21 protein-coding genes are annotated in these 20,025 nt (G+C 70.2%); 7 read left to right on the top strand and 14 right to left on the bottom strand.

Going from position 1 to position 20,025, the window contains the following annotated elements; all coding sequences use genetic code 11:
- Positions 1–33: 33 nt before the first annotated feature.
- Both ACFVH0_RS27705 and ACFVH0_RS27700 read right to left on the bottom strand, forming a co-directional pair.
- On the bottom strand, positions 34–1,641 hold the full coding sequence (locus ACFVH0_RS27705) for an MDR family MFS transporter (protein WP_385824474.1): 1,608 nt from the start codon (positions 1,639–1,641) through the stop codon (positions 34–36).
- 66 nt (positions 1,642–1,707) lie between these two features.
- Positions 1,708–2,331 (bottom strand): TetR family transcriptional regulator, encoded by a 624-nt coding sequence (locus ACFVH0_RS27700; protein ID WP_385824472.1) that lies wholly within the window; start codon positions 2,329–2,331, stop codon positions 1,708–1,710.
- A gap of 134 nt (positions 2,332–2,465) precedes the next feature.
- Here ACFVH0_RS27700 and ACFVH0_RS27695 point away from each other — a divergent pair, with 134 nt between their 5' ends.
- Positions 2,466–3,296 (top strand): SDR family oxidoreductase, encoded by an 831-nt coding sequence (locus tag ACFVH0_RS27695; protein ID WP_385824470.1) that lies wholly within the window; start codon positions 2,466–2,468, stop codon positions 3,294–3,296.
- 77 nt (positions 3,297–3,373) lie between these two features.
- Here ACFVH0_RS27695 and ACFVH0_RS27690 read toward each other — a convergent pair whose 3' ends face one another.
- The 6 genes from ACFVH0_RS27690 to ACFVH0_RS27665 all read right to left on the bottom strand — a co-directional run bounded on the left by ACFVH0_RS27690 (position 3,374) and on the right by ACFVH0_RS27665 (position 10,617).
- The gene (locus ACFVH0_RS27690) at positions 3,374–4,285 is read right to left on the bottom strand and encodes an SDR family NAD(P)-dependent oxidoreductase (protein ID WP_385824468.1); all 912 of its coding nucleotides are present in this window, start codon (positions 4,283–4,285) and stop codon (positions 3,374–3,376) included.
- Entirely contained in the window at positions 4,282–5,907 is a 1,626-nt protein-coding gene (locus ACFVH0_RS27685) for a flavin-containing monooxygenase (RefSeq protein WP_385824466.1), read from the bottom strand. The genes ACFVH0_RS27690 and ACFVH0_RS27685 overlap by 4 nt, the downstream gene beginning before the upstream one ends.
- 30 nt (positions 5,908–5,937) lie before the next feature.
- Positions 5,938–6,891, bottom strand: coding sequence for an alpha/beta hydrolase (locus tag ACFVH0_RS27680; protein WP_385824464.1), 954 nt, complete (start codon positions 6,889–6,891; stop codon positions 5,938–5,940).
- Positions 6,892–7,143: 252 nt separating this feature from the next.
- Complete coding sequence (locus ACFVH0_RS27675) at positions 7,144–8,244, bottom strand: helix-turn-helix domain-containing protein (RefSeq protein ID WP_385824462.1); 1,101 nt, start codon at positions 8,242–8,244, stop codon at positions 7,144–7,146.
- Positions 8,245–8,574: 330 nt separating this feature from the next.
- Positions 8,575–9,723 carry a DUF4419 domain-containing protein gene (locus tag ACFVH0_RS27670; RefSeq protein ID WP_385824460.1) on the bottom strand — a complete coding sequence of 383 codons (1,149 nt, stop codon included), beginning with the start codon at positions 9,721–9,723 and terminating at the stop codon, positions 8,575–8,577.
- 96 nt (positions 9,724–9,819) lie between these two features.
- Entirely contained in the window at positions 9,820–10,617 is a 798-nt protein-coding gene (locus tag ACFVH0_RS27665; protein WP_385824456.1) for an SDR family NAD(P)-dependent oxidoreductase, read from the bottom strand.
- Between the two features lie 438 nt (positions 10,618–11,055).
- On the opposite strand from ACFVH0_RS27665, the gene ACFVH0_RS27660 reads away from it, so the two are divergent.
- Positions 11,056–11,550 (top strand): MarR family winged helix-turn-helix transcriptional regulator, encoded by a 495-nt coding sequence (locus ACFVH0_RS27660; RefSeq protein ID WP_385824454.1) that lies wholly within the window; start codon positions 11,056–11,058, stop codon positions 11,548–11,550.
- A gap of 189 nt (positions 11,551–11,739) precedes the next feature.
- Positions 11,740–12,390, top strand: a complete 651-nt coding sequence (locus ACFVH0_RS27655; protein ID WP_385824452.1) for a hypothetical protein — start codon at positions 11,740–11,742, stop codon at positions 12,388–12,390.
- Positions 12,391–12,424: 34 nt separating this feature from the next.
- On the opposite strand, the gene ACFVH0_RS27650 is transcribed toward ACFVH0_RS27655, so the two are convergent.
- The 3 genes from ACFVH0_RS27650 to ACFVH0_RS27640 form a co-directional block, all read right to left on the bottom strand.
- Complete coding sequence (locus tag ACFVH0_RS27650) at positions 12,425–12,952, bottom strand: GNAT family N-acetyltransferase (RefSeq protein WP_385824450.1); 528 nt, start codon at positions 12,950–12,952, stop codon at positions 12,425–12,427.
- A gap of 665 nt (positions 12,953–13,617) precedes the next feature.
- Positions 13,618–13,971, bottom strand: a complete 354-nt coding sequence (locus tag ACFVH0_RS27645; RefSeq protein WP_385824448.1) for a hypothetical protein — start codon at positions 13,969–13,971, stop codon at positions 13,618–13,620.
- 143 nt (positions 13,972–14,114) lie between these two features.
- Positions 14,115–14,627, bottom strand: coding sequence for a PadR family transcriptional regulator (locus tag ACFVH0_RS27640; RefSeq protein WP_385824446.1), 513 nt, complete (start codon positions 14,625–14,627; stop codon positions 14,115–14,117).
- A gap of 54 nt (positions 14,628–14,681) precedes the next feature.
- On the opposite strand from ACFVH0_RS27640, the gene ACFVH0_RS27635 reads away from it, so the two are divergent.
- Both ACFVH0_RS27635 and ACFVH0_RS27630 read left to right on the top strand, forming a co-directional pair.
- The gene (locus tag ACFVH0_RS27635) at positions 14,682–15,374 is read left to right on the top strand and encodes a cysteine hydrolase family protein (RefSeq protein WP_385824445.1); all 693 of its coding nucleotides are present in this window, start codon (positions 14,682–14,684) and stop codon (positions 15,372–15,374) included.
- Positions 15,375–15,604: 230 nt separating this feature from the next.
- Positions 15,605–16,513, top strand: a complete 909-nt coding sequence (locus ACFVH0_RS27630) for a hypothetical protein (protein WP_385824443.1) — start codon at positions 15,605–15,607, stop codon at positions 16,511–16,513.
- Between the two features lie 213 nt (positions 16,514–16,726).
- Here ACFVH0_RS27630 and ACFVH0_RS27625 read toward each other — a convergent pair whose 3' ends face one another.
- Positions 16,727–17,329, bottom strand: a complete 603-nt coding sequence (locus ACFVH0_RS27625) for a dihydrofolate reductase family protein (RefSeq protein ID WP_385824441.1) — start codon at positions 17,327–17,329, stop codon at positions 16,727–16,729.
- Between the two features lie 176 nt (positions 17,330–17,505).
- On the opposite strand from ACFVH0_RS27625, the gene ACFVH0_RS27620 reads away from it, so the two are divergent.
- Positions 17,506–17,781, top strand: a complete 276-nt coding sequence (locus ACFVH0_RS27620; protein WP_385824439.1) for a hypothetical protein — start codon at positions 17,506–17,508, stop codon at positions 17,779–17,781.
- A 205-nt stretch (positions 17,782–17,986) separates the two neighbouring features.
- Here ACFVH0_RS27620 and ACFVH0_RS27615 read toward each other — a convergent pair whose 3' ends face one another.
- The gene (locus tag ACFVH0_RS27615) at positions 17,987–18,493 is read right to left on the bottom strand and encodes a DUF6624 domain-containing protein (RefSeq protein ID WP_385824438.1); all 507 of its coding nucleotides are present in this window, start codon (positions 18,491–18,493) and stop codon (positions 17,987–17,989) included.
- 219 nt (positions 18,494–18,712) lie between these two features.
- Positions 18,713–18,907, bottom strand: coding sequence for a hypothetical protein (locus tag ACFVH0_RS27610; RefSeq protein ID WP_385824436.1), 195 nt, complete (start codon positions 18,905–18,907; stop codon positions 18,713–18,715).
- Between the two features lie 496 nt (positions 18,908–19,403).
- On the opposite strand from ACFVH0_RS27610, the gene ACFVH0_RS27605 reads away from it, so the two are divergent.
- On the top strand, positions 19,404–19,952 hold the full coding sequence (locus tag ACFVH0_RS27605; RefSeq protein WP_385824434.1) for a GNAT family N-acetyltransferase: 549 nt from the start codon (positions 19,404–19,406) through the stop codon (positions 19,950–19,952).
- Positions 19,953–20,025 lie beyond the last annotated feature (73 nt).

Here is a 20,025-nt window from a genome sequence, read left to right as displayed (position 1 = left end):
GTGCGGGCCGGCGGTCTCATCGCCGCTCCTGAATCAGTGCGTCGGGGCGGCCGGTGACTCCGCCGCAGCGGCGTTCTCCTGCGCGAGCCGTTCCATGCCACTCTGCGTCTTGAGCGGCTTCTCCTTGATGAACAGCACCGCGATCAGGGCGAGGAACGCGAAGGGGGCTCCGATCAGGAAGACATCCGCGGTCGCGACCCCGTACGCGTGCTCGACGATCTCCCGGGCCGGTTCGGGAAGCTTGGAGAGGTCGGGAACGCCATGGCCGGCGCCCCCGTTGTCCGCCGCCCCGCCGAAGCCCTTGGCCATCTCGCTCGCCACCCGGTGGCTGAGCACGGCACCCAGCGCGCTCGTGCCGATCGCTCCACCGAGGCTGCGGAAGAACGACAGCACCGAGGTCGCCGCGCCGAGCTCCGACGCGGGAACGTCGTTCTGGGCCGCCAGCACCAGGTTCTGCATCAGCATGCCGACGCCCACACCGAGCACCACCATGTAGACGCTGAGCAGCCCGAACGAGGAGTCCGCGCTGATCGTGGACAGCAGTCCCATGCCCGCGGTCATGATGATGCCGCCCGCGATCAGGAAGCCCTTCCACTTGCCCCGGGCGGAGATGATCTGCCCGGCGACGGTCGTGGAGATCATCAGACCGAGAATCATCGGCAGGCTCATGAGACCCGCGACGGTCGGCGTCTTCCCGAGCGAGATCTGGAAGTACTGGGAGAGGAACACCGTGCCGCCGAACATGGCCACGCCCACCAGCAGGCTCGCCACGGTCGTCAGCGTCACGGTGCGGTTGCGGAAGATGTCCAGCGGGATGATCGGTTCCTGGACCTTGGACTCGACCAGTACCGCGGCGGCCAGCAGGACCACACCGGCGGTGACCAGGGCGGCGGTCTGCCACGAGGCCCAGTCGAACCGGTTGCCCGCGAGGGTCACCCACAGCAGCAGCGAGCTGACCCCGCTCATGATGAGGACGGCGCCGAGATAGTCGATCTTCACTTCTCTTCGGATCGTGGGCAGCTTCAGGGTGAGCTGGAGCAGCACGATCGCCAGCAGTGCGAACGGCACACCGATGAAGAAGCACCAGCGCCACCCCAGCCAGGAGGTGTCCACGAGCACACCGCCGATGAGCGGTCCGGCGACGGTGCCGACGGCGAACACGGCACCGAAGATGCCGGAGTAGCGGCCGAGTTCACGCGGCGGGATGATCGCCGCCATCACGACCTGGGCGAGCGCCGTGAGACCGCCCGCGCCGATGCCCTGCACCACACGGCTCACGATGAGCAGGCCGACGCTGTGCGAGAAGCCGGCGACGAGCGAGCCGACGACGAACATCGAGAGGGACAGCTGGATGAGCAGCTTCTTGTCGTACAGGTCGGACAGCTTGCCCCAGATCGGGACGGTCGCCGTCATCGCCAGGAGCTCGGCGGTGACCACCCAGGTGTACGAGGACTGGGTGCCGTTCAGGTCGGCGATGATCCGGGGAAGCGCGTTGGAGACCACGGTTGAGGCCAGGATGGCCACGAACATGCCGGCCATCAGGCCCGACATGGCCTGGAGTATCTGACGACGCGTCATGGCTGGTGCGGCCTCTTCGGGCGCACCGGCCATGCCGGCTTCGGGTGTGACGGCAGCGCTCATCGGCTGGCGTTCCTCATTCTCTGGATTCTCGGGTGAACGGCCCCGGGTGGGGCCTTCGGATGTGCTTCAGTCGTTGAGGCCGGTGGCCAGCGAGGCGAAGGCCTCGCGGTAGATGCTCTGGAACGTACGGGTGCGGCCGGAGGCCACCCAGAGCTCGACGGCGGCGCGCGTGGCGGCGAGCGTCACGTGTGCGAGGAGCATGGGGCGGAGATCGGAATCGGGATCCTGGCCGAGGCGCTCGGCCACGGCGGCGACCAGTGCGCGTTCGTCCGCACCGCGGGCGGCCAGGAAGCCGGACAGCAGTGAGGGGCTCTTCCTGAGCACCGCCATCTGGAGTTCCCAGCGTTCGTGGTCCTCCTCGATGTGGGCGAGCTCCTGGCCGATCGCCTCGCGCAGGGCATTGAGCGCCGTGAGTTCCTCCGGCGCGTTGAGCACCGCCCGACGGGTCCGCTCGGCGTTGTCCTGGACAGGACGGGTGATCGCGTCCTCAAGGCATGCGAAGTAGTTGAAGAAAGTGCGCATGGATACGCCGACCGCATCGGTGACCGCTTCCACGGTCACGTTCTCGATGCCGCGATCCGCGGCCATGCGCAGTGCCGTGTCCGCCAGTGCGTTGTGCGTCGCGCGCTTCTTGCGCTCGCGCAGCCCGAGGGCCGTGTCGTCGGTACTGGCGGTGTTGTCGGCACTCATGAAATGCATGCTATGCAAGTTTGCGCGTTGCGCAAAATTATGATCAGGGGCGTGCGCACACGCCCGGCCGAGCCCGCCGGGCGACGGAATCCGGGCGTTACGGCCGGAGTCAGGATCCTCTACCGTGGCGCGTCATGACACTCCTGGTCATCGGCGGCAGCGGATTCCTGGGCACCGAGCTGGTCCGCCGGGCGGTGGCGGCGGGGCACACGACGGCCGCCACCTTCGCGACGAGACCCGGCAGCACCGCGGAGGTCGCCTGGCACGCTCTCGACCTGCGTGCCCCCGATCGCGTCGAGGCGGTCCTGGCCGAGGTGGGACCACGCGTGATCGTCAACGCGACGAGCGGCGGATCCGACTGGGCGGTCACGGCGGAGGGCCCCGTCCGTGTGGCGATGGCCGCGGCGAAGTACGGCAGCCGGCTGATCCACGTATCGAGCGACGCGGTCTTCTCCGGAGCCGACGTCCACTACGACGAATCCTGCCGCCCCGACCCTCTGACTCCTTACGGTGCGGCGAAGGCCGCGGCGGAGACGGGCGTCCGCCTCGTGCACGCGGATGCGGTCATCGCCCGTACCTCGCTGATCATCGGCGACGACCGGCGGTCCGAGCATGTGCGCGCCGTGCACGACCTCGCGTCCGGTGTCCGTGACGGCGTCCTGTTCACCGACGACATCCGATGCCCGGTGCATGTCGCCGACCTGGCCGCCGCCCTGCTGGAACTCGCGACCGGCGACTCGACGGGCGTTCACCATCTGGCAGGAGCCGACGCCATGAGCCGCCATGAACTCGGCACCCTCGTCGCCCGGCGCGACGGGCTCGACGCCTCCCGCCTGCCCTCGGGTCTGCGTGCCGGCAGTGCCCTTCCCGGCGGGCTCGACATCCGCCTCGACAGCCGCGTCACTCAGCACCGGCTCCGTACGACCTTGCGCGGCGCCCGCCGGTTCCTCGACAGGGAGGCTTGAGCGTGTGTGCAGGGGTGGGTGGCAGGGGGACGCCCCTTGCCACCCACCCCTGCTCCGAGATTCCGAGATCAGGGAGATCAGGGCGTCTCGTGCGCCGAGGCCGGGTACACCACCCCGTCCACGGAGAGGAGCTCATCGATCCGCTCGGTGAGTTCCTGCGCGAGCAGCGGACCGCCGTCCGCCGAGCGGATGCCCGGGGTCTCGCCCGTCAGCACCCGGCCCACCCGGCCGCGCCCCGCACTCAGCACCTCGCCCGTGACCGGCACCCCATCCGCGAGCAACGCGGCCACCACCGGCGCGACCGCCTCGGGCGGCGCCTGCTCCCGCATCCGCTCCAGCACCTCCGGAGGCACGCCCTCGGTCGCCGCCGACATCCGCGACCAGGCCACCGGAGCCACGGCATTGACACGGATGCCGTGCGGGGCACCCTCGGCGGCCAGCGTCCGCGTCAGCCCCACGATCCCCGCCTTGAGCAGGGAGTACGCGGCGTTCCCCGCCATCCCGTACAGACCCGCCGCCGAGGTGACCAGGACGATCCGGCCCCGACCGTGCTCCGTGAAGTGGGGCCACGCGGCCCGTACCAGTCGCCAGGCACCGAGGGAGTGAATGGCCGTCATCCGCGCCAGCAGTGCCTCGTCGATGTCGGTGAAGTCCAGCCCCGGCCGGTAGATTCCGGCGTTCGCCACGATCCCGTCGACGGAGCCGAACTCGGCGCACGCCAGAGCGATCAGGGACCGCGTCCCCTCGACACCGCTCGCGTCCGCGGTGCTCGCGACCGCCGTCCCGCCCGCCGCCCGGATCTCCTCGACGACCTGCGCCGCCGGACCCGCATCCTCGCTCCCGGTGCCGTCCGTCGCCGTCCCCAGGTCGTTGACGACGACACGGGCGCCGCGCCTCGCGAGGTCCAGGGCGTAGGCCCGGCCGAGGCCGCGGCCCGCGCCGGTGACGACGACGGAGCGCCCGTCCAGCCTCAGCGTGTCACGCCTCACGCCGACACCCCCGTACCGAGTGCGAAGCCCCGATAGCCGGACCGCGCCACCTCCTCGCACCGCTCCCGATAGTGGTTGAGCCCACCCGCGTACGGCATGAACACCCGCGCCTTTCCTTCCACGTTGGCACCCACGTACCAGGAACTGGCGCGCGGATAGAGGGTCGTGTCGGCGACCTCGTTGACATGGGCGACCCAGGCGTCCTGCGCCTCCGGCCGCGCCTCGATCCGGTCCACCCCGTCCTCGCGCAATTGCCGCATACAGTCCACGATCCAGTCGACGTGCTGCTCGACCGCCCGCACCATGTTGACCAGCACCGAGGGGCTGCCTGGTCCGGTGACCGTCAGCAGGTTGGGGAAGCCGGCCACCGAGAGGCCCAGGTAGCTGCGTGGCCCCGAGGCCCACTGTTCCTTCAGGGCACGGCCGCCCGTTCCACGGATGTCGATGCGGGTGAGCGGCCCGGTCATGGCGTCGTAGCCGGTCGCAAGCACCAGCACGTCGGCCGGGTACGTGCCCGCTTCGGTGCGGATGCCGTCCTCGGTGATCTCCACGAGCGGTTCGGCCCGCAGGTCGACGAGATCGACGTTCTCCCGGTTGTACGTGGAGAAGTAGCCCGTGTCGACGCAGATGCGCTTGGTGCCGATGGGGTAGTCCAGCGGGACGAGCTTGCGTGCCGTCTCCGGGTCGTCCACGGCGTCCCGGATCTTCTCGCGGACGAACTCTGCGAGGTGCTCGTTGGCCTTCCCGTCCGTCAGTATGTCGTTGAAGACCGACATGATCTCGGTTCCGCCGATGGCCCACTTGCGTTCGAAGGCGGCCCGGCGCTCCTTCTCGCCCACATCGAGGGCCGAGCGGCCGGTGGAGGCGATGTAGAAGCCGGAGAATCCGGTACGGGCATACGTTCGCAGCTCCTCCAGCTCCGTCTTGGCGCGCCAGCTCTCCCGGCCCGAAAGCGGCCGGTTGCGGGCCGGCAAGCTGTAGTTCGGGGTTCGCTGAAACACCGTCAAGCGACTTGCTTTCGAGGCGAGTTCGGGAACGGCCTGGATGCCCGAGGAGCCGGTGCCGATGACGGCGACGCGCTTGCCGGCCAGATCGACGCCCTCGTGCGGCCAGCGGCCGGTGTGGTGCACCTCGCCGCGGAAGCTGTCGAGTCCGGGCAGGTCGGGAACGCGGGACGCGGACAGGCAGCCCACGGCGGTGACCAGGAACCGCGCCCGGGCACGCCGGCCGTCATCGGTGGTCAGGAGCCATGTCCTGCTCTCCTCCTCCCAGACGGCGGCGGCCACCCGAGTCTCGAAGGAGATCATCGGCCGCAGGTCGAAGCGGTCCGCGACGTGGCCGGCGTAGCGCAGGATCTCGGGCTGGGTGGCGAAGCGCTCGGACCAGTCCCACTCGGCGTGCAGCTCGGGGGAGAACGAGTAGCAGTAGTCCAGGCTCTCGACGTCGCAGCGGGCTCCCGGGTAGCGGTTCCAGTACCACGTGCCGCCGACGTCGTCGCCCGTCTCGAAGGCGTGGCAGCTGAACCCGTGAGCGCGCAGCTGGTACAGGGCATAGAGGCCGCCGAATCCGGCGCCGACGACGAGTGCGTCGTACTCCGGAACGGAATTTGCCGAGTCGGTCATGTGCGGCTCCTTGCGGGGGAGTGGGATTCTTCAGGCGGAGAGGCCGCGGCGCAGCGCGCCCAGCGCGCCCTCGGTCATGCGGCGGGTCACGGCGGTGTCGGGCACGAAGCCCGCAGCGCCGTGGAAGGTGCCGGGAAACAGGTGCAGTTCGGTGGGGACACCGGCCTGTACGAGGCGCTGGGCGTAGTCGAGGCCCTCGTCGCGCAGTGGGTCGAGGTCGCTGACCGCGACGTACGCGGGCGGCAGCCCCGACAGGTCCTCGGCGCGGGCGGGCGCGGCATGGGCGGGCACCGGGGTGTCGGGGGCGCGGTCCGCCCCGAGATAGGCACGCCAGCTGTGTACGGCGTTGGGGCGGTTCCACACCGGCGTGTCGGTGAACTCCCGCATCGAGGGGGTCTCCAGGCGGTCGTCCAGCTCCGGTATGTCCAGCAACTGGAAGCACAGCGCCGGTCCGCCGCGGTCCCTGGCCAGCAGGGCCAGCGCGGCGGCCAGGCCGCCCCCGGCACTGATCCCCGCGACGGCGATCCGGGCCGGGTCCACGCCCAGACCCGCGGCGTTCCCCGCCAGCCACTCCAGGGCCGCGTAACAGTCGTCGGTGGCGGCCGGATAGGGGTGCTCGGGGGCCAGGCGGTAGCGCACGGAGACGACGACGGCACCCAGTTCGGCCGCCCAGCGCGCGGCGAGGGACCGGTCCCCGTCCCCCTCCTCCAGGATGAACCCGCCGCCGTGCACATAGAGCACGGCGGGCAGCGCGGTCCCGGCCCCCACCGGACGGAACACCGTCACCGGAACCTCGGGGGCACCCGGCGCCCCCGGAACGCGCTGCTCCCTCGACTCGACGCCCTCGGGAACGACAAAGGGTGGCGCGGCTGCGCCCATCGCCTCTACGGTGGCCCGCGCGGCGGCGGCATCACCGACATCGAGGGCGGGCAACAGGGCGAGCCACGGGGCGAGTTCGGGATCCACGGGCAGGGGAAGGGGCATGGGGGCCTCCGGCGGGCGGCACGGAGCGGCCCCGGACGGAGAACGGGACCGCCCGGGAGAACCGCTGCTGACGTCCGTCAGTCTGTGTCCGCCGCCCCGACCGGGTCATGAGCCGGGTGGCGCGCGATCCGCCCCGGTCCGCGCCGGTTGGCGGCTTGCGCCCGGGAGGCGGAGGGGACAGGGGCACGGCCCGTCCGTCGGACTCCCTGCCCTCCCCACCGTGCCCCGGGGGAGCCTCGCGTGCAGTCGGCGCTACGCCGGGTTGTCCCGCAGGCGGCGCAGGGCAAGGGCCAGCGCGAGCCGGAAACGGCCCACCGTCTCGCCCAGCCCGTAGCCGAGCGCGGCCTCCGCACGGGCGACCCGCACCGCCACCGAGTTGTGGTGCAGGTGCAGCTCCCGCGCCGCCGCACGCAGTGAACCCGCCTGCACCAGGACCTCCAGTGTGGTCAGCAGCTCCGTGCCGCTGCCCGGCTCCGCCGCGAGCGCGTCCAGGACGTCCAGGTCTCCGATGCCGGCGATGGCGGGGCCGGACAGTTCCCTCGCGAGCACCTCGAAAGCGCCGAGCGAGGAGTGGTAGATCGCGGGCTCCTCCGCGACCGGGGCCAGCCCCACATCCGAGCGCGAGGTCCCCGCGAACCGCAGCGCATGCAACGCACCCTCCCAGGAACGCGGCGCCTCCGCCGCCGTGACCTCGGGACCGACCCCGATCCGGAAGCCCGCCGGGGCGAGCAGCCGCTCGGGCAGCGGGCCCGCCACGGCCACCGCGTGCACCGAGCCGAGCGCGGCCGTCCGGCGTCGGCCCGCCGGGGCGGGTGGGAGCCGTTCGAGAACAGGCGTCAGCCCCTGCGGGCCGTGCCCGCCGTCGACGGCCAGGACGGTGAGCGGGCCCGAAGGCGCGAAACCCAGCGACCGCAGTGCGCGCGCCCGCTCGGGCAGCGGGGCGGTGGAGCTGATGACGGTCTCCAGCAGCGCCGGGTCGAGCGGCACCGCCTCGCTTCCGCGACGGCTCAGCACGGTGTCGCAGGCCAGCGCCAGCCGCTCCAGGAGCAGTTCGTCGAAGGGCTGCGGCCCACCCTCACGCGCCAGCCAGGCACACTGCCCGCCGCGCAGCTCCCGAACGGCCGCGCCCGGGGGAGGCCCGCCCGAGCGGGTACTGCCGTCCGGCCCGGCCGTCAGACCGTCGGGACCGGGCCCGGACAGGCCGACGGGACACTCGGCGACCCGGGCCGCCATCCCCAGTACCCCGTCGAGCCCCAGCCGTTGCTCGACGAGGGTGTCGAAGAAGCCGATGAGCCGCATGGCGCTCTCCGCCCCGGCACTGAGCCCGGCCAGTCGCAACACGAGACCCCGCATGTGCCCACCCCGATCTCCCCGTCGCAGAGTGTTGTGATCTTGCGACGAGTCTCGTCCACTGCGGCGGACCGGGGAAGAGGCACGGGCCGGCCGGGGCCACGCCGCCCGTGCCCGCCGGTGCTCGTCGAACCGGATGGCCCCGGCCGCCGCGTACGTCGCGAGGCATTCGGGACACCCGGGGCCGGCAGTCCGCCTCGGGGGTCAGGCGCCCGCACGCACTGCGGCGACGAGCCGTGGCACGAGGCTGTACTGCTCGGGGTCGGCACCTTCGCCGAACTCCTGGCACTCTCGCGGGAACGCTGACCGACACCGGGAATGCCGACCGGTCCGTCAGTCCGCGGCGACGGGCCGGTGCGGGCACTCATCACCCGTGCGCTCGCGGTCCGGGCATTCGCGGTCCGGACAGTCGGCCGGCAGCAGTTCCACCACGGCATGACCGAGCCGGGGGCGGATCCACTCACCGTCGCGGCTGATACCGAGCACGCCCCCGAGAAAGGCCATCCGGTGAACCCCGGCCGGCGTCTCCCAGTGGAACGGGACATGCGAGAGGTGCGAGGGAAACTCCTCCTCCACGGAGGTCCCGGGGCCGAACGACCTCTTCGGAACGGGGCCGTCGTCGGTGTAACGGTGGGCGAAGAAGGCAGTGATCCAACCCGTGACCCGATCCCCGCCGGACGCCGACTCCCACTTGTACAGCGAACGCCAGAAGTCCTTGTCCGCTCCCCACCCCGAGGCTGTCGCGCCGATCGTGTCCAACACGGGGTGCAGGGCCCTGAACCACGGCCGCAGGCCGTCGAACCACTCCTCCAGTTCACGTACGCGACCTGCCAGCAGGCGCCAGTCCCGACCGGAGCCCTCCAGCCTGATCCGAGGGATGCCGCAGAGCGAGATCCACCGGAAGCGGTAATAGGGGCTGACCGCGTCCATCAGGGACACCAGCGCGGCCGTGGCGTCGCCGGGCGTGGTGGTGGAGAACGTGGGCTGGAACAGATCCGCCACGTCGTCCCCGATCCGGGTACGCAACGGCTGCTGGACCAGGTTGATCGAACGCTCCCAGTCCAGCGCCGCCAGATCGTCACGGACGGCGATCTCCTGCTGCTCGCCGGGTGCGGTGGTGAACAGCCCCTCGTACGTACGGGAGTTCAGCCGGATGTGGACGGCCGTCTCGTGCACGATCGCGTACCAGAGCAGGTCTGGCGACAGGCTCAGGGGCAGGTGGGCGGTGAAGCACAGGTGGATGGCGCGCAGCAGGAGGCTGGAGGTGGGTTCGCCGGCCTCCGGGTCGCGACCGGGCCGGCCGATGAGCCGGTCGGTGCTGCGGTGGTGGAAGTGGGCCGGACCTGGCAGCGCCGCCCGCAGAAAGCGTTCGTTACCGATCTCGGTGAGCTCGGAGGCGAGCCGGAAAGCAACGGCATCGGCCTTGGCCCGGTCATCGGGGTCGGCTTCCTCGCCGAGCGGCAGGTTGATCTCGACAGCCATGCGCACCCCCGGGAACAACCCTCACCAGCAACGACCGGCCCCGATTCTAACGAACCGGTGCGCCCGGGGGCGGTTGCCATCGCCCCGGGGCCGACGTCAGCCGGGGAGCATGGCACGCCGCCCGGGAGCGGCGGAGGACTGCATGGTCATCCCGCCGTCGACGACGAGGAGTTGGCCGGTGAGGTAGCGGGACTCGTCGGAGGCGAGGAACACCATGGTGTGGCCGATGTCCTCGGGAGAGCCCAGGTACGGCAGGGCGTTGCCCCTCCGCAGTGCCTCGACGACGTCCTCGGGGAGGTTGTTCTCCAGGGCGGGGGTCATGACCGCGCCAGGGGCGATGGCGTTGCAGCGCACGTTCTGCGGCCCGTACTGGACGGCGATCGACTTCGTGATGCTGACCACCGCGGCCTTGACGGCGCCGTAGGACGTCTGCAGGACATCGCCGACGAGGGCGGCCACGGACGCCGTGTTGATGATGGATCCGCCACCGGCGCTGATCATGTGGGGCACCGCGTGCCGGGCACCCAGCAGGGTGCTGCGCACATTGAGGGCGACGGCCCGGTCGAACTCGTCCATGTCCATGCGGAGCAGGTCCAGGTCCTTGCGCGGGTTCGTTCCGCCGACGTGGCTGCACAGGACGTGCAGGCCGTCGAATTCACTGATGGTCGCGGCGACCATGTCGGCGACCGAGCCCTCGTCGGTGACGTCCACGGTGACCGGAAGCGCCCGTCCGCCCGCCGCCTCGATGACAGCGGCGGTCTCCTCGGCGGCCTGGGTGTTGTGATCCGCGACCACGACGCGAGCGCCCTGCCGGCTCATCAGTTCGGCGGCGGACCTTCCGATCCCGCTGCCCGCGCCGGTGATGATTGCGACCTTGTCCTTGAGGCGTTCCATGGCCATGTCCTTTCGTCGTACCTGTTGGTGCTGTGGTGCTGTGGTGCTGTGGTGCTGTGGTGCTGTGGTGCTGTTGGGTTTGTTGGTTCAGCGCTTTGCGGCGGCGGCCCGGGGGTGTGTCGCATTTGTTCCGGCGTCTTGCTCCGCGGAGGAGCGCCGGGTGGGTCGAAGGGACAGGTCCGTACGGTCGGATGCGTAATGGCTGTTTCATCCCCGGGCTGGTCTGCACTCATGTGGGACTCCATGCCTCGGGTGCGCCGAGAGCTGGGGCGGTGCGGATGCACAGGATCGATAAGCATCATGCACATAATATGTAAGATACATGTGATGTGCATGATGCACAAATGCTCGCCCGCGGCCGTGACTGCCGTGGCCGCCGGGACAGGGCGGGAATGCGGGATGATGAGTGGGAACCGACGGTGGAAGAGGACCAGGCACATGAGTGAGCAAGAGCACCGGTTGAGCGATCTGGAACGGGAGCTGACCTTGCTGTCCCGGCATTTCGTCGCCGCCCGGGGCCCCCGCATCGGCCAGAGCCTGGAACGCTCGGCCTACGTCCTGCTCACCCGACTCGAAGTCGGTGATCCGCTCACGCTCAAGGAGCTGGCGCACACCTTCCAGGTCGATGTCTCCACCATCAACCGCCAGGTCAGCGCGATGCTCCGCAATGGCCTGGTGGAGCGCATCCCCGATCCCGACGGGGGGATGGCCCGGAGGTTCCGTCCCACCGCGCTCGGCCTGGAACGCCTGGAGGCGGATCGCGCCATCAGCCGGGCGGGGACCACCCGCCTCATCGAGGCGTCGGGGTGGTCGGGGGAGCGAACCGAGCAGTTCCTCACCCTGCTGGTGGAGTTCAACCAGAGCATCGAACAGCTCGAAGGTCTCACCTGGTCCCGCACGGGCCGGCCGGACTCCCCTTCGGTCACGTCCTGACCGGACACGCTCCTGAGCCGTCCCGCTTGCCCGATTCACCGGCTCGGGTATTCGCCCGCCGGGCCTCGCTGCGGTCGGGCAGGGCTGTCGACGGGTCGGCCGGGCCCGTGAGCGGAGCGGCTCTTCGGGTGCGCCGTCCGGGTCGGCCGTTCGTGACTCATCGGGGTTGCGGTGGGGGAGGGTTCCGGCATGCGGGTGACCGAGGAGTGCGGCGACGAACACGAAGACCGGCCCGGCGTCCTGCTGGCCGACGGCACCGAGCCGGGCCCGGTGTACTTCGATGCCGGAAGCGGGCCGACGGTGCATCAGAACACTGACCGGTACGTCCACGACGGCACGCTTGGCGCTCCGGTCGCCACCGGGATGCGCGGTACGTCTTCGTGCGGCCGGTGCGGCACACCCCGCTACCCGCTTGACCGGGAGGCTGCCGAGCGGCGGAAACCGTACCTGTTCGACACCAGCGGCCCGGAAGACGACCGGGACGCCCACATCACCGACGTACAGGCCCGCGCCATTCCCCTGCCGGTGGACCTCGCCGCCCTCCTCGACCAGGTCCAAACGCGTCTTGCCGCGCTGACCGCCGACGAGCCACTGGCCGCGATCCGGGCCGCCGCCACCCTGGAACGCATGACCCGGAGCGCTGCGGCGGATGCCGTGTACAACCTCGACACCCTGGACGGGCCGGATTGGGACAGCGTCGCCCAGGCGCTCGGCGTCAGCCGGCGGACCGCACGTTCCCGTCCCACCGCACGTTCCCGTCCCACCGCACGTTCCCGTCCCACCGCACGTTCCCGTCCCACCGCACGTTCCCGTCCGACCCATTACGCACTCCGCCGCTGACCGGTTCGCGCGCAGCCACCCCGGCCGTGGCTGTTCAGCGCTCGCTGCCGCCCTGCAAGGCCTTCTCAAGGAGCGTGAACGACTTGGGTACGCCGCCCGGCTGTTGCTTGCCCGCCTTGTGGCCGACGACCCGGTAGCCGTCGTTCACGTAATAGGCGCTCAGGGTGGCGTTCCCGGCCAGACAGTCCAGACGGACGAACGCCCGCCCCGCCTCGGCCACCCGCTGCTCCGCGGCCCGTAGCAGTCGCCGCCCCGTACCCGGCCGGGTGCTGCTGCGGTCCACCATCAGCCGGTGCACATAGCCGGCCACCGGCGGCTGTGGGCCCCACGCGTCCTCGTCCGCCCACCACAACTCCCATGCCCCGGCCGGGCGGCCGTCGGCCTCGGCGATCCAGACCTCACCACTCGCCATGATCCGGCGGAAGTGGTCCTCGTCCAGCTCGCCGGGCTGCCATTGGCCGGTGATGCCCCGGGCGAGCATCCAGCGAGCGGCGTCGTCGCGCAGCCGGACGAGAGCGGGCAGGTCGGTGTCGTCGGCGAGGCGGAAGCGGAGATCGTTCATGCCACGATCCTCGCACTGCGCCGAGTCGGGCCGTACAGGGCCGCCATCACTGTGAGCTCCCGAGAACCTGTGGTTCCGAGAACCCAGGACAGGAGCCGACCTGTACGGGCCCTGACGCGAGCCACCCCGAGGGCGCCGAGCTCGGAACGGGGGGCACCGGGACCGGCCAGGACGTTCAGCGGTACGGAGATCTCCACCGGCCGACGCCGCGATGGCGGCGGTGTTGGTGACACCGGGGACGAAGATGCCGTCCGCGTCCGCATCGACGTACAGGTGCGCCGGGCCAGGGTCTCATCGAGCCGGGTGTCAGGATCGCCGAGCCCGAACAGGAAGGTGCCGATACGGGCGTTGAGGAACAGGTCCGCGCCTGGCCGGTCGGCTGCCTGCCTCCCTGCCGGGCTGCGGCCAGTCGCTTCGCCGGATCTGCTGAGGGGCGGGCGCCGTCTTCGACGTCGATACCGACGGCACCCGTCGCGTTCACCTCGGCGACGGTCTCCGCGACGTCGGCGGTGACCGGAGCGGCGGCGATGCGCGCGATGAGTTCCGGAGCCTGCTCGCGGGCGAGGGAGTCACCGTCCGGAGTCCCAGCGACCAGGCGCCACCGGCACCGGAACCGGTGGTGGCGCCGCGGTCTCCACGCCCGGAGGCGTTCCGAAGCCGGCGACCTAGCGGAACTCGTGGACGAGCTGGATCTCACCGACGATATGGGTGTTGAACTCGTCGAGCTCCTCGGCCGGCACCCACAGCTCAAGGATCGTCCGCCCGCCGGCCTGCTGGACGGGGTAACGGCGCAGGAACTCCGAATCGACCTCGAAGCGCGTGACGAACCCGGCCCCGTCGTGCTTCACGTTCCAGTCCCTGGCGATCCGGATCGCGTAGTCCTCGTTGAGGACCGGGTAGAAGATGGGCTGTTCGGGAAGACGGGGCGGCCACGCACGCCAGTCCAGCTCCCGGACCAGATCCAGCTCCTTGGGGCCGGTCGGGCGCCAAAGGGTCGTCGTTGCCTGCCGGCTGCTCATGGGAATCGCTCTCCGGAACTCGGATGCCGCTGGAGCGGCTGGTCGGGGTACCGGGGCCGGACGATACCCGCGCGAGAAGGCTGTCGGCCACGACGTTTCCGTACCCCGGCCGGCCCTGTCGTGCATGGCGCTGTTGCCCGGCGTCAGGACAACACCTCGCGCAGCCAGACCCGTTCCGCGCGGCTGGTGGCACGGGCGATGGTGAGCATGCCGCGACGGTACGGGTCGCTGGTGTCCTCGACACCGAGCGGGAGGTCACCGTCGTGGAAGAAGCTTGAGGGCTGGTCCAGGAATTCCAGCCGCCGCCGCAGCACCGCGTGCTGGTCGGCGGTGTCGGGAAGCTGGGAGAGGAAGGCCAGGACCGTGAAGTACCGGGTGCTGTCACTGATCTCCAGGCCGTCGGCGTCCCGCAGCCGACGCAGCAGTTCGGTGCGGCCGGGGGCGGTCAGACTCAGGGTGTGCCGCTGGGCGGCCGAGGCACCCGGTTCCGCCCGGCGGTCCAGCAGCCCGGCCTTGACCAGGCGGTTGATCGCCGGGTAGAGGCTGCCGTCGCTGACCGGCCGGGCGTGGCCGGACAAGTGCGCGATGCGGCGGCGCAGTTGATAGCCGTGCAGGGGCTCGTCGGCCAGGAATCCCAGGATCGCAAGTTCCAGCATTTTGCTACTCTCGCACATCGAAACGATGTATCTCGATTCGAGGTAGGTGGAGTGATGGTGGCGTATACCGAGGAATGGGTGACCGCGCGGGCGCGCGACGCGTACGAGCACGGCCGGGCATCGTTCGACGTACGGCCGGAGCGGGCGGCGCTGCTCGTCATCGACATGCAGGACGAATTCGTACGGCCGGAATGGAGCCCCTACTGGGTGCCCGCGGCCACCCGGATGGCGCCCCGACTGCATCAACTGGTCGAAGACTGCCGAGCCGCCGCGGTCCCGGTCATCTGGACCGTCTTCGACGACACACATCTCGGCCTGGACCGGCCGCGCGCCCTGCGCCACCTCCCGCACGCCGACACCGACTGGCGCCGACCGGGCCCGGCCGAGGTATGGGCCCCGATGCACCGCCGCCGCGACGAGGCCCTGATCCGCAAGCCGTCCTACGGCGCGTTCTACGACACCCCGCTCGACACGATGCTGCGCAACCTCGGCCGCGACACGGTCATCGTCACGGGAACGCTCACCAACTACTGCTGCGGCACAACGGCGCGGCAGGCGTATGAACGCGGCTACCAGGTCGTCTTCGGAGCCGACGTCACGGCCACCGACGACGAGTCCCGCCAGGAGCCCGAACTCGCCGTCCTGCGCAAGGGCTTCGCCCTGGTGCTGACCGCCGAGGAGATTGCGGACCGGCTGAAGGACGTCAACCCGATGCCGGAAGGCGGAGACAGGGAGAGGGCCGCTTGATGCGGCACTCGGCTCGGGCGGGCGCGTGGCGCGCACCCGGCCCCGGGCAGGCGGATGGCGCGCGACGTGCGATGTGCTCCTGCCGAGTTCGACTTCGCGCTCCGGCAAATGGCGTAACCGCCGCTGGGCCGCGCTCGCGATGATCAATAACGTGACGCCCGGCGCGTGACCTCGCGCCTGTCGGACAGAGAAGGCGAGCGACCCCAGTGGAACTCCCGATGTTGCAGCGCATGGCCTCTATCACCGCGGCGGCCGCGCTGCTGACGATGCTCGGCAGCGCCCCGGCAGGCGCGGACGCCGGCCAATGGCAGAAGGTCGGCGGTGACGCCCGTAGCGGAGTCAGTGGTCTCGCGTACCAAGGCCGCACCGCGGACGGGCGAGGGGTGTACGCGCTGGCTGTGCACGACAACAAGCGGTCGGGGCAGCAGCGCCTGTCCCTGATCACCCACCGGGAGGGTTCCGACGGAGTCTCCCCGATCGCCTGGGACGGGCCGGAACCCGTCGACCTGGAGGCCATCGAGGCCATCCCCGGGATGCCCGGGGAGTATCTGGCGCTCGCCAGCCGCGGCATCGTCTACCGCCTGAAGGTCTCCGGCGCCACGGCGGAAGTCGTCGACTACACGCCGCTGCCCGGGATCGCCGAGGGAGATGATTTCGAGAGCTTCGCGCTCGTCGCCCGGGACGGGAAGCTCGCCGCCCTGTGGGCCGACCGGGGAGCCGGTCCGGGCCGTCCCGCCACGCTGAACGCGTCGCCGTTGTCGTTCGCCCCGTGGGGGCAGCCGCAGTTCGGTGCCGTGACACAACGGTCCTACGTGGCGACGTACCCGACCGGCGAGGGCACCCGGCACATCTCCGATATCTCGGTGACCGGCTCCGGCCGGATCATCGTGAGCTCGGCGGCGGACGCCGGTGACGACGGCCCGTTCGACTCCGCGGTGAGCGACGCGGGCCGGGTGACCGTGTCGGCCGCCGGCCGGGTGCGGGTCACGCTCTCGGCGTCCCCGACGGTGCTGGGGACGTTCCCGCAGTACAAGATCGAGGCAGTGGAATGCCTGCCGGGCTCCTCCGACGCCCTTCTGGGCACCGACGACGAGAACCTCGGCGGCTACGTACGGACCGTCCCGCTCTGCGGAGCCTGACCCCGGTAGCAGCACCGCCACCGGCACCGTGTGATGTGACGCCGGCTTTTACGATCCGCACATGGACCGTGGGGGCCGGCGTTGTCGTACGGGGTGGACGCGGCCCGGCGGGTGCTGAGTGAGCAACGCTCGGGCCGCGCCCACGAACAGGCCGCCGGAGCCCGAAGGAAGGGGGAGGGATTCCGGACGGCGGACCCCGGTATTACCGGGCCGCTACGCGGTGGGAACTCTGCGGGCGTAGGTGAGGAACGCTGCCCCGGACTTCAGGACGGTGTGGTCGGTGAGATCCCAATTGCACGGGTCGAAGACTGCCTTGTGGGAGAAGAGCGGAATCCCGGAGCCGATGGTCATCGGGCTCAGCTTGATGACCATCCCGTCTATCTCGGAATACAGCGCACCGGCCAGCTCGGCACCACCGACCAGCCAGATGTCCTTTCCGTCCTGCTGCTTCAGCTGCCTTACCGTAGCTGCCGGATCGTCGGCAACCAGTTCCACGTCCGGGTCCGGGCTCTCGCCCAGCGTCCGGGAGAACACCAGATGCCGCAGGTGGGGGTATGCGTTGGTGAGACCGGCCTTGAGCCCGATCTCGTAGGACCGCCGGCCTTCGACGACAGTGTCGAAATGGGTGCCGCCGTCCGTGATGGAGAATGCGGCACGGGCCGGACCGGGAAGGGTCTCCGGGTACTCGGTGATGATGTGCCGAATGTAGTCCTCGGGAATCGGCCAGAAACCGTCCGGACTCGATGGGTCGGAACCGTCCGGTCCCGCAATGAATCCGTCGAGAGAGGACGCGACGTAGTACACAAGCTTGCGCACGGACGACCTTCCGTTCGATCGATTGGTAAGCGGCGATCGGCGTGCGGTGCGAAATGAACGCAAGCCGGACGCCCAAGTGCCTGGAGTCTCCATGATCACGGCGCGCTTGTCACGGCCGCGGCCACGACCTCGACGTCGCGGCCGTGCGTCCCGGGGCCTCGGCTAGGGTCGGCCGCATGACCTGGAGCGAGACCGAGTACGTCGAGTATCTTCGGGCCGAGCGGCGTTGCTACGCGTGGCTGATGCAGCGGCACGGCGACCTGGCACCGGCAGAAGCGTGGGCGGCGGCCTTGGACCGCTACCCGTACGAGCCGAGCGACGCGCCGTACCGCGGCCTCATCTTCCACGACGAGGCGTGGCACTGGGCGATGCTCGCGATTCACGGAGATCGGTACACCGTGGAGCACCCCGAGCTGGCCCACCCGTCAGCCGAGTACATGGCTCTTGAATGAACAGCGGCCGACGGCGCAGGTGGGGCGGGCGCGCTCCCTCATCACGGGGGCGCCGCCCAGGCGGACTGCACACGGCTCCAGGCGGCGTCGGCAGGCATCTGCGCCCCCGGAGTCGGTCCGGGCCGGCCCCGCGCGAAATCCGGCGGCCTCGCGGCAGGAGAGCTGCGGAGCAATGACCTGCCGCGAGGCGACCAGGAACGGGTCGTCAGGACATCGCGAACTTGGCGACGTACTCGTCGAACGGCTCGATGCCGACCTGCGCACGCAGCTCGTCCATGCGCTCGGGCTCTTCGCAGGGCCACGGAACCGGTGACCCGTCCTTCACACCGGCGATCTGAGTGCCGTAGACCTGTTTGCGACCCTCATTGACCAGCGTGCGGTCGCGCAGAAAGGCCAGCTCACGCCGGTCGGCCGCGCCTGCCGACACCGACTGTTGCATCAGATGGAGGGCACGACGCTGGACGTCGAGCTGCCGGTCTGCATGCTGGGCGATCAACCACGCCGCGCGTGCCGCCTCCTCGCCGACGAGTTCTGCTGTCGGCCAGCCGTACTCGTCCATGATCTCGCCGAGCCGGTCACCGTGCCGTGCGGTCAAGCGGCGCCACGCCAACTGCTCGGCCGGGTCATCACTGTTCGCACCGACCGAGGACCGGTGATCGGCCGCAGCCATGTCCGTGAGTTCCACCGCCAGCGCGGCAACGTCGTACGCCACTTTCAACTCCCTTAATGTGTAGCTTCGTTGTGCTCTTCGACCGCAACCCTAAAGGCGCATATCGGGTGTAGAGATCATTCTGGAGAACGGTGACAGGGGCCTCCTCGCACCGGGATAATGGATCTACGCTCGGATCGGCGAAGGCGGCAGGAGCGAACTCGTCATGGCCCCGTCAACACGCTTCCATTGCGGACGGTCACGTGATCCGCTGGACGCGCCCTAGTGATCCATCGCCGCCACGACGTAGACGCACGCGAGAATCGCGATCACGCAGATCATGGCCAGGGCGATCAGTGCGCAGCCGAGCACCCCTGTTGTCCCGGCGATCGCTGCCCAGCCGAACCGTGTTGCCCGGTCGGCCCGCTGGACCGCGTCGTGGTAATCGCTGTCGTCGTGCCAGTCGTGATCAGCCATGTGTCACCCCTTTCCGGACCCTTCGGTCCGGCCAACTCTCACAGAACGCGGATGGCACTGGTACGCGGGGACGGTGTGATCGCCAGGACGGGTTCTGGCCCTGTCCGACAGGTGGTCACCATTCGGCTGGCTGGTGACCTTGATCAATGGCCTTGCCGCAGTGGTGCAGCGCCAGTGATGCTGGGCCGGTGCCAGGACAGCGGAAGAGGAAACGCCAGCGGCAGGCTGTAGCTCGTGCCTGCCTCGGTGCAGGTCACTGGGAGGTGCACTTCGAGACGCGGGACGAGACGGAGTGGCGTGCTCACCTGAGTCATCTGCGTGCCGGGCCGGAGCGGATCGACTGGGCGATGACTCGGATCGACACTCTCTGCGGGCGCCTGGTGCGCCCGACCACGTACCGGTTGAGTTTGTTCGTGTCCGACCCTGCGCCGCCGATGGACGACTCTCCGTGAATACTTGCTTGCAGGTTGCGCGCCACGGGGCCGATGGTGGCTGCATGCATGGCATGAACCTTTCCGATGGGGTCGTAGCTCTTTCTCCTCTGCGCTTGGACGATGTCGACGCGCACCTGGCGGGCGAGGACGAACTCCTGGTCCGGTGGCTCAGTGGGGAACCAGCAACCCGGGCCGGTACCGAGGCGTACTTCCGCCACTGCATCGAGCAATGGGCCACGAGTGGACCGCTGCGTGCCTTCGGGATCCGGACGGCTGACCAGCAAACCCTGGCGGGTTACATCGACCTGCGATTCGATGTGGCGGGCTTGGAGCCCGGGCAGGCCAACATCTCCTACGTGCTCTACCCGGCCTGGCGGGGGAAGGGACTGATGACCCGTGCTGTCCGCCTGATCTGCCGGTACGCCGCAGCCGAAGGGGCGGCTCAAGGAGTGATCCGGGTGGATCCGGGAAACGCCCCGTCGGCAGCGGTCGCGCGACGGTCGGGCTTCACCTATGACAAGCAGCTTCTGGAGGCGGATGGCCACCGGACCGACTGGTATCTCATGGGCCTGCCCGACGGAGGCGGCGGTTCCCGCCGGGAGGATTCCTAGTGCCCCCGCGAACCCCTAGGGGAACCCGGTAGCGCCCGCCCCACGCAGGGCGGGCGGCTGGCCTCATGTCCTG

This window comes from Streptomyces sp. NPDC127117, from assembly GCF_042677325.1.
In the GTDB taxonomy this organism is placed as follows: Bacteria; Actinomycetota; Actinomycetes; order Streptomycetales; family Streptomycetaceae; genus Streptomyces.
Note: the sequence above shows the minus strand (reverse complement) of the source record. Positions and strands in the feature narration are given on the sequence as shown.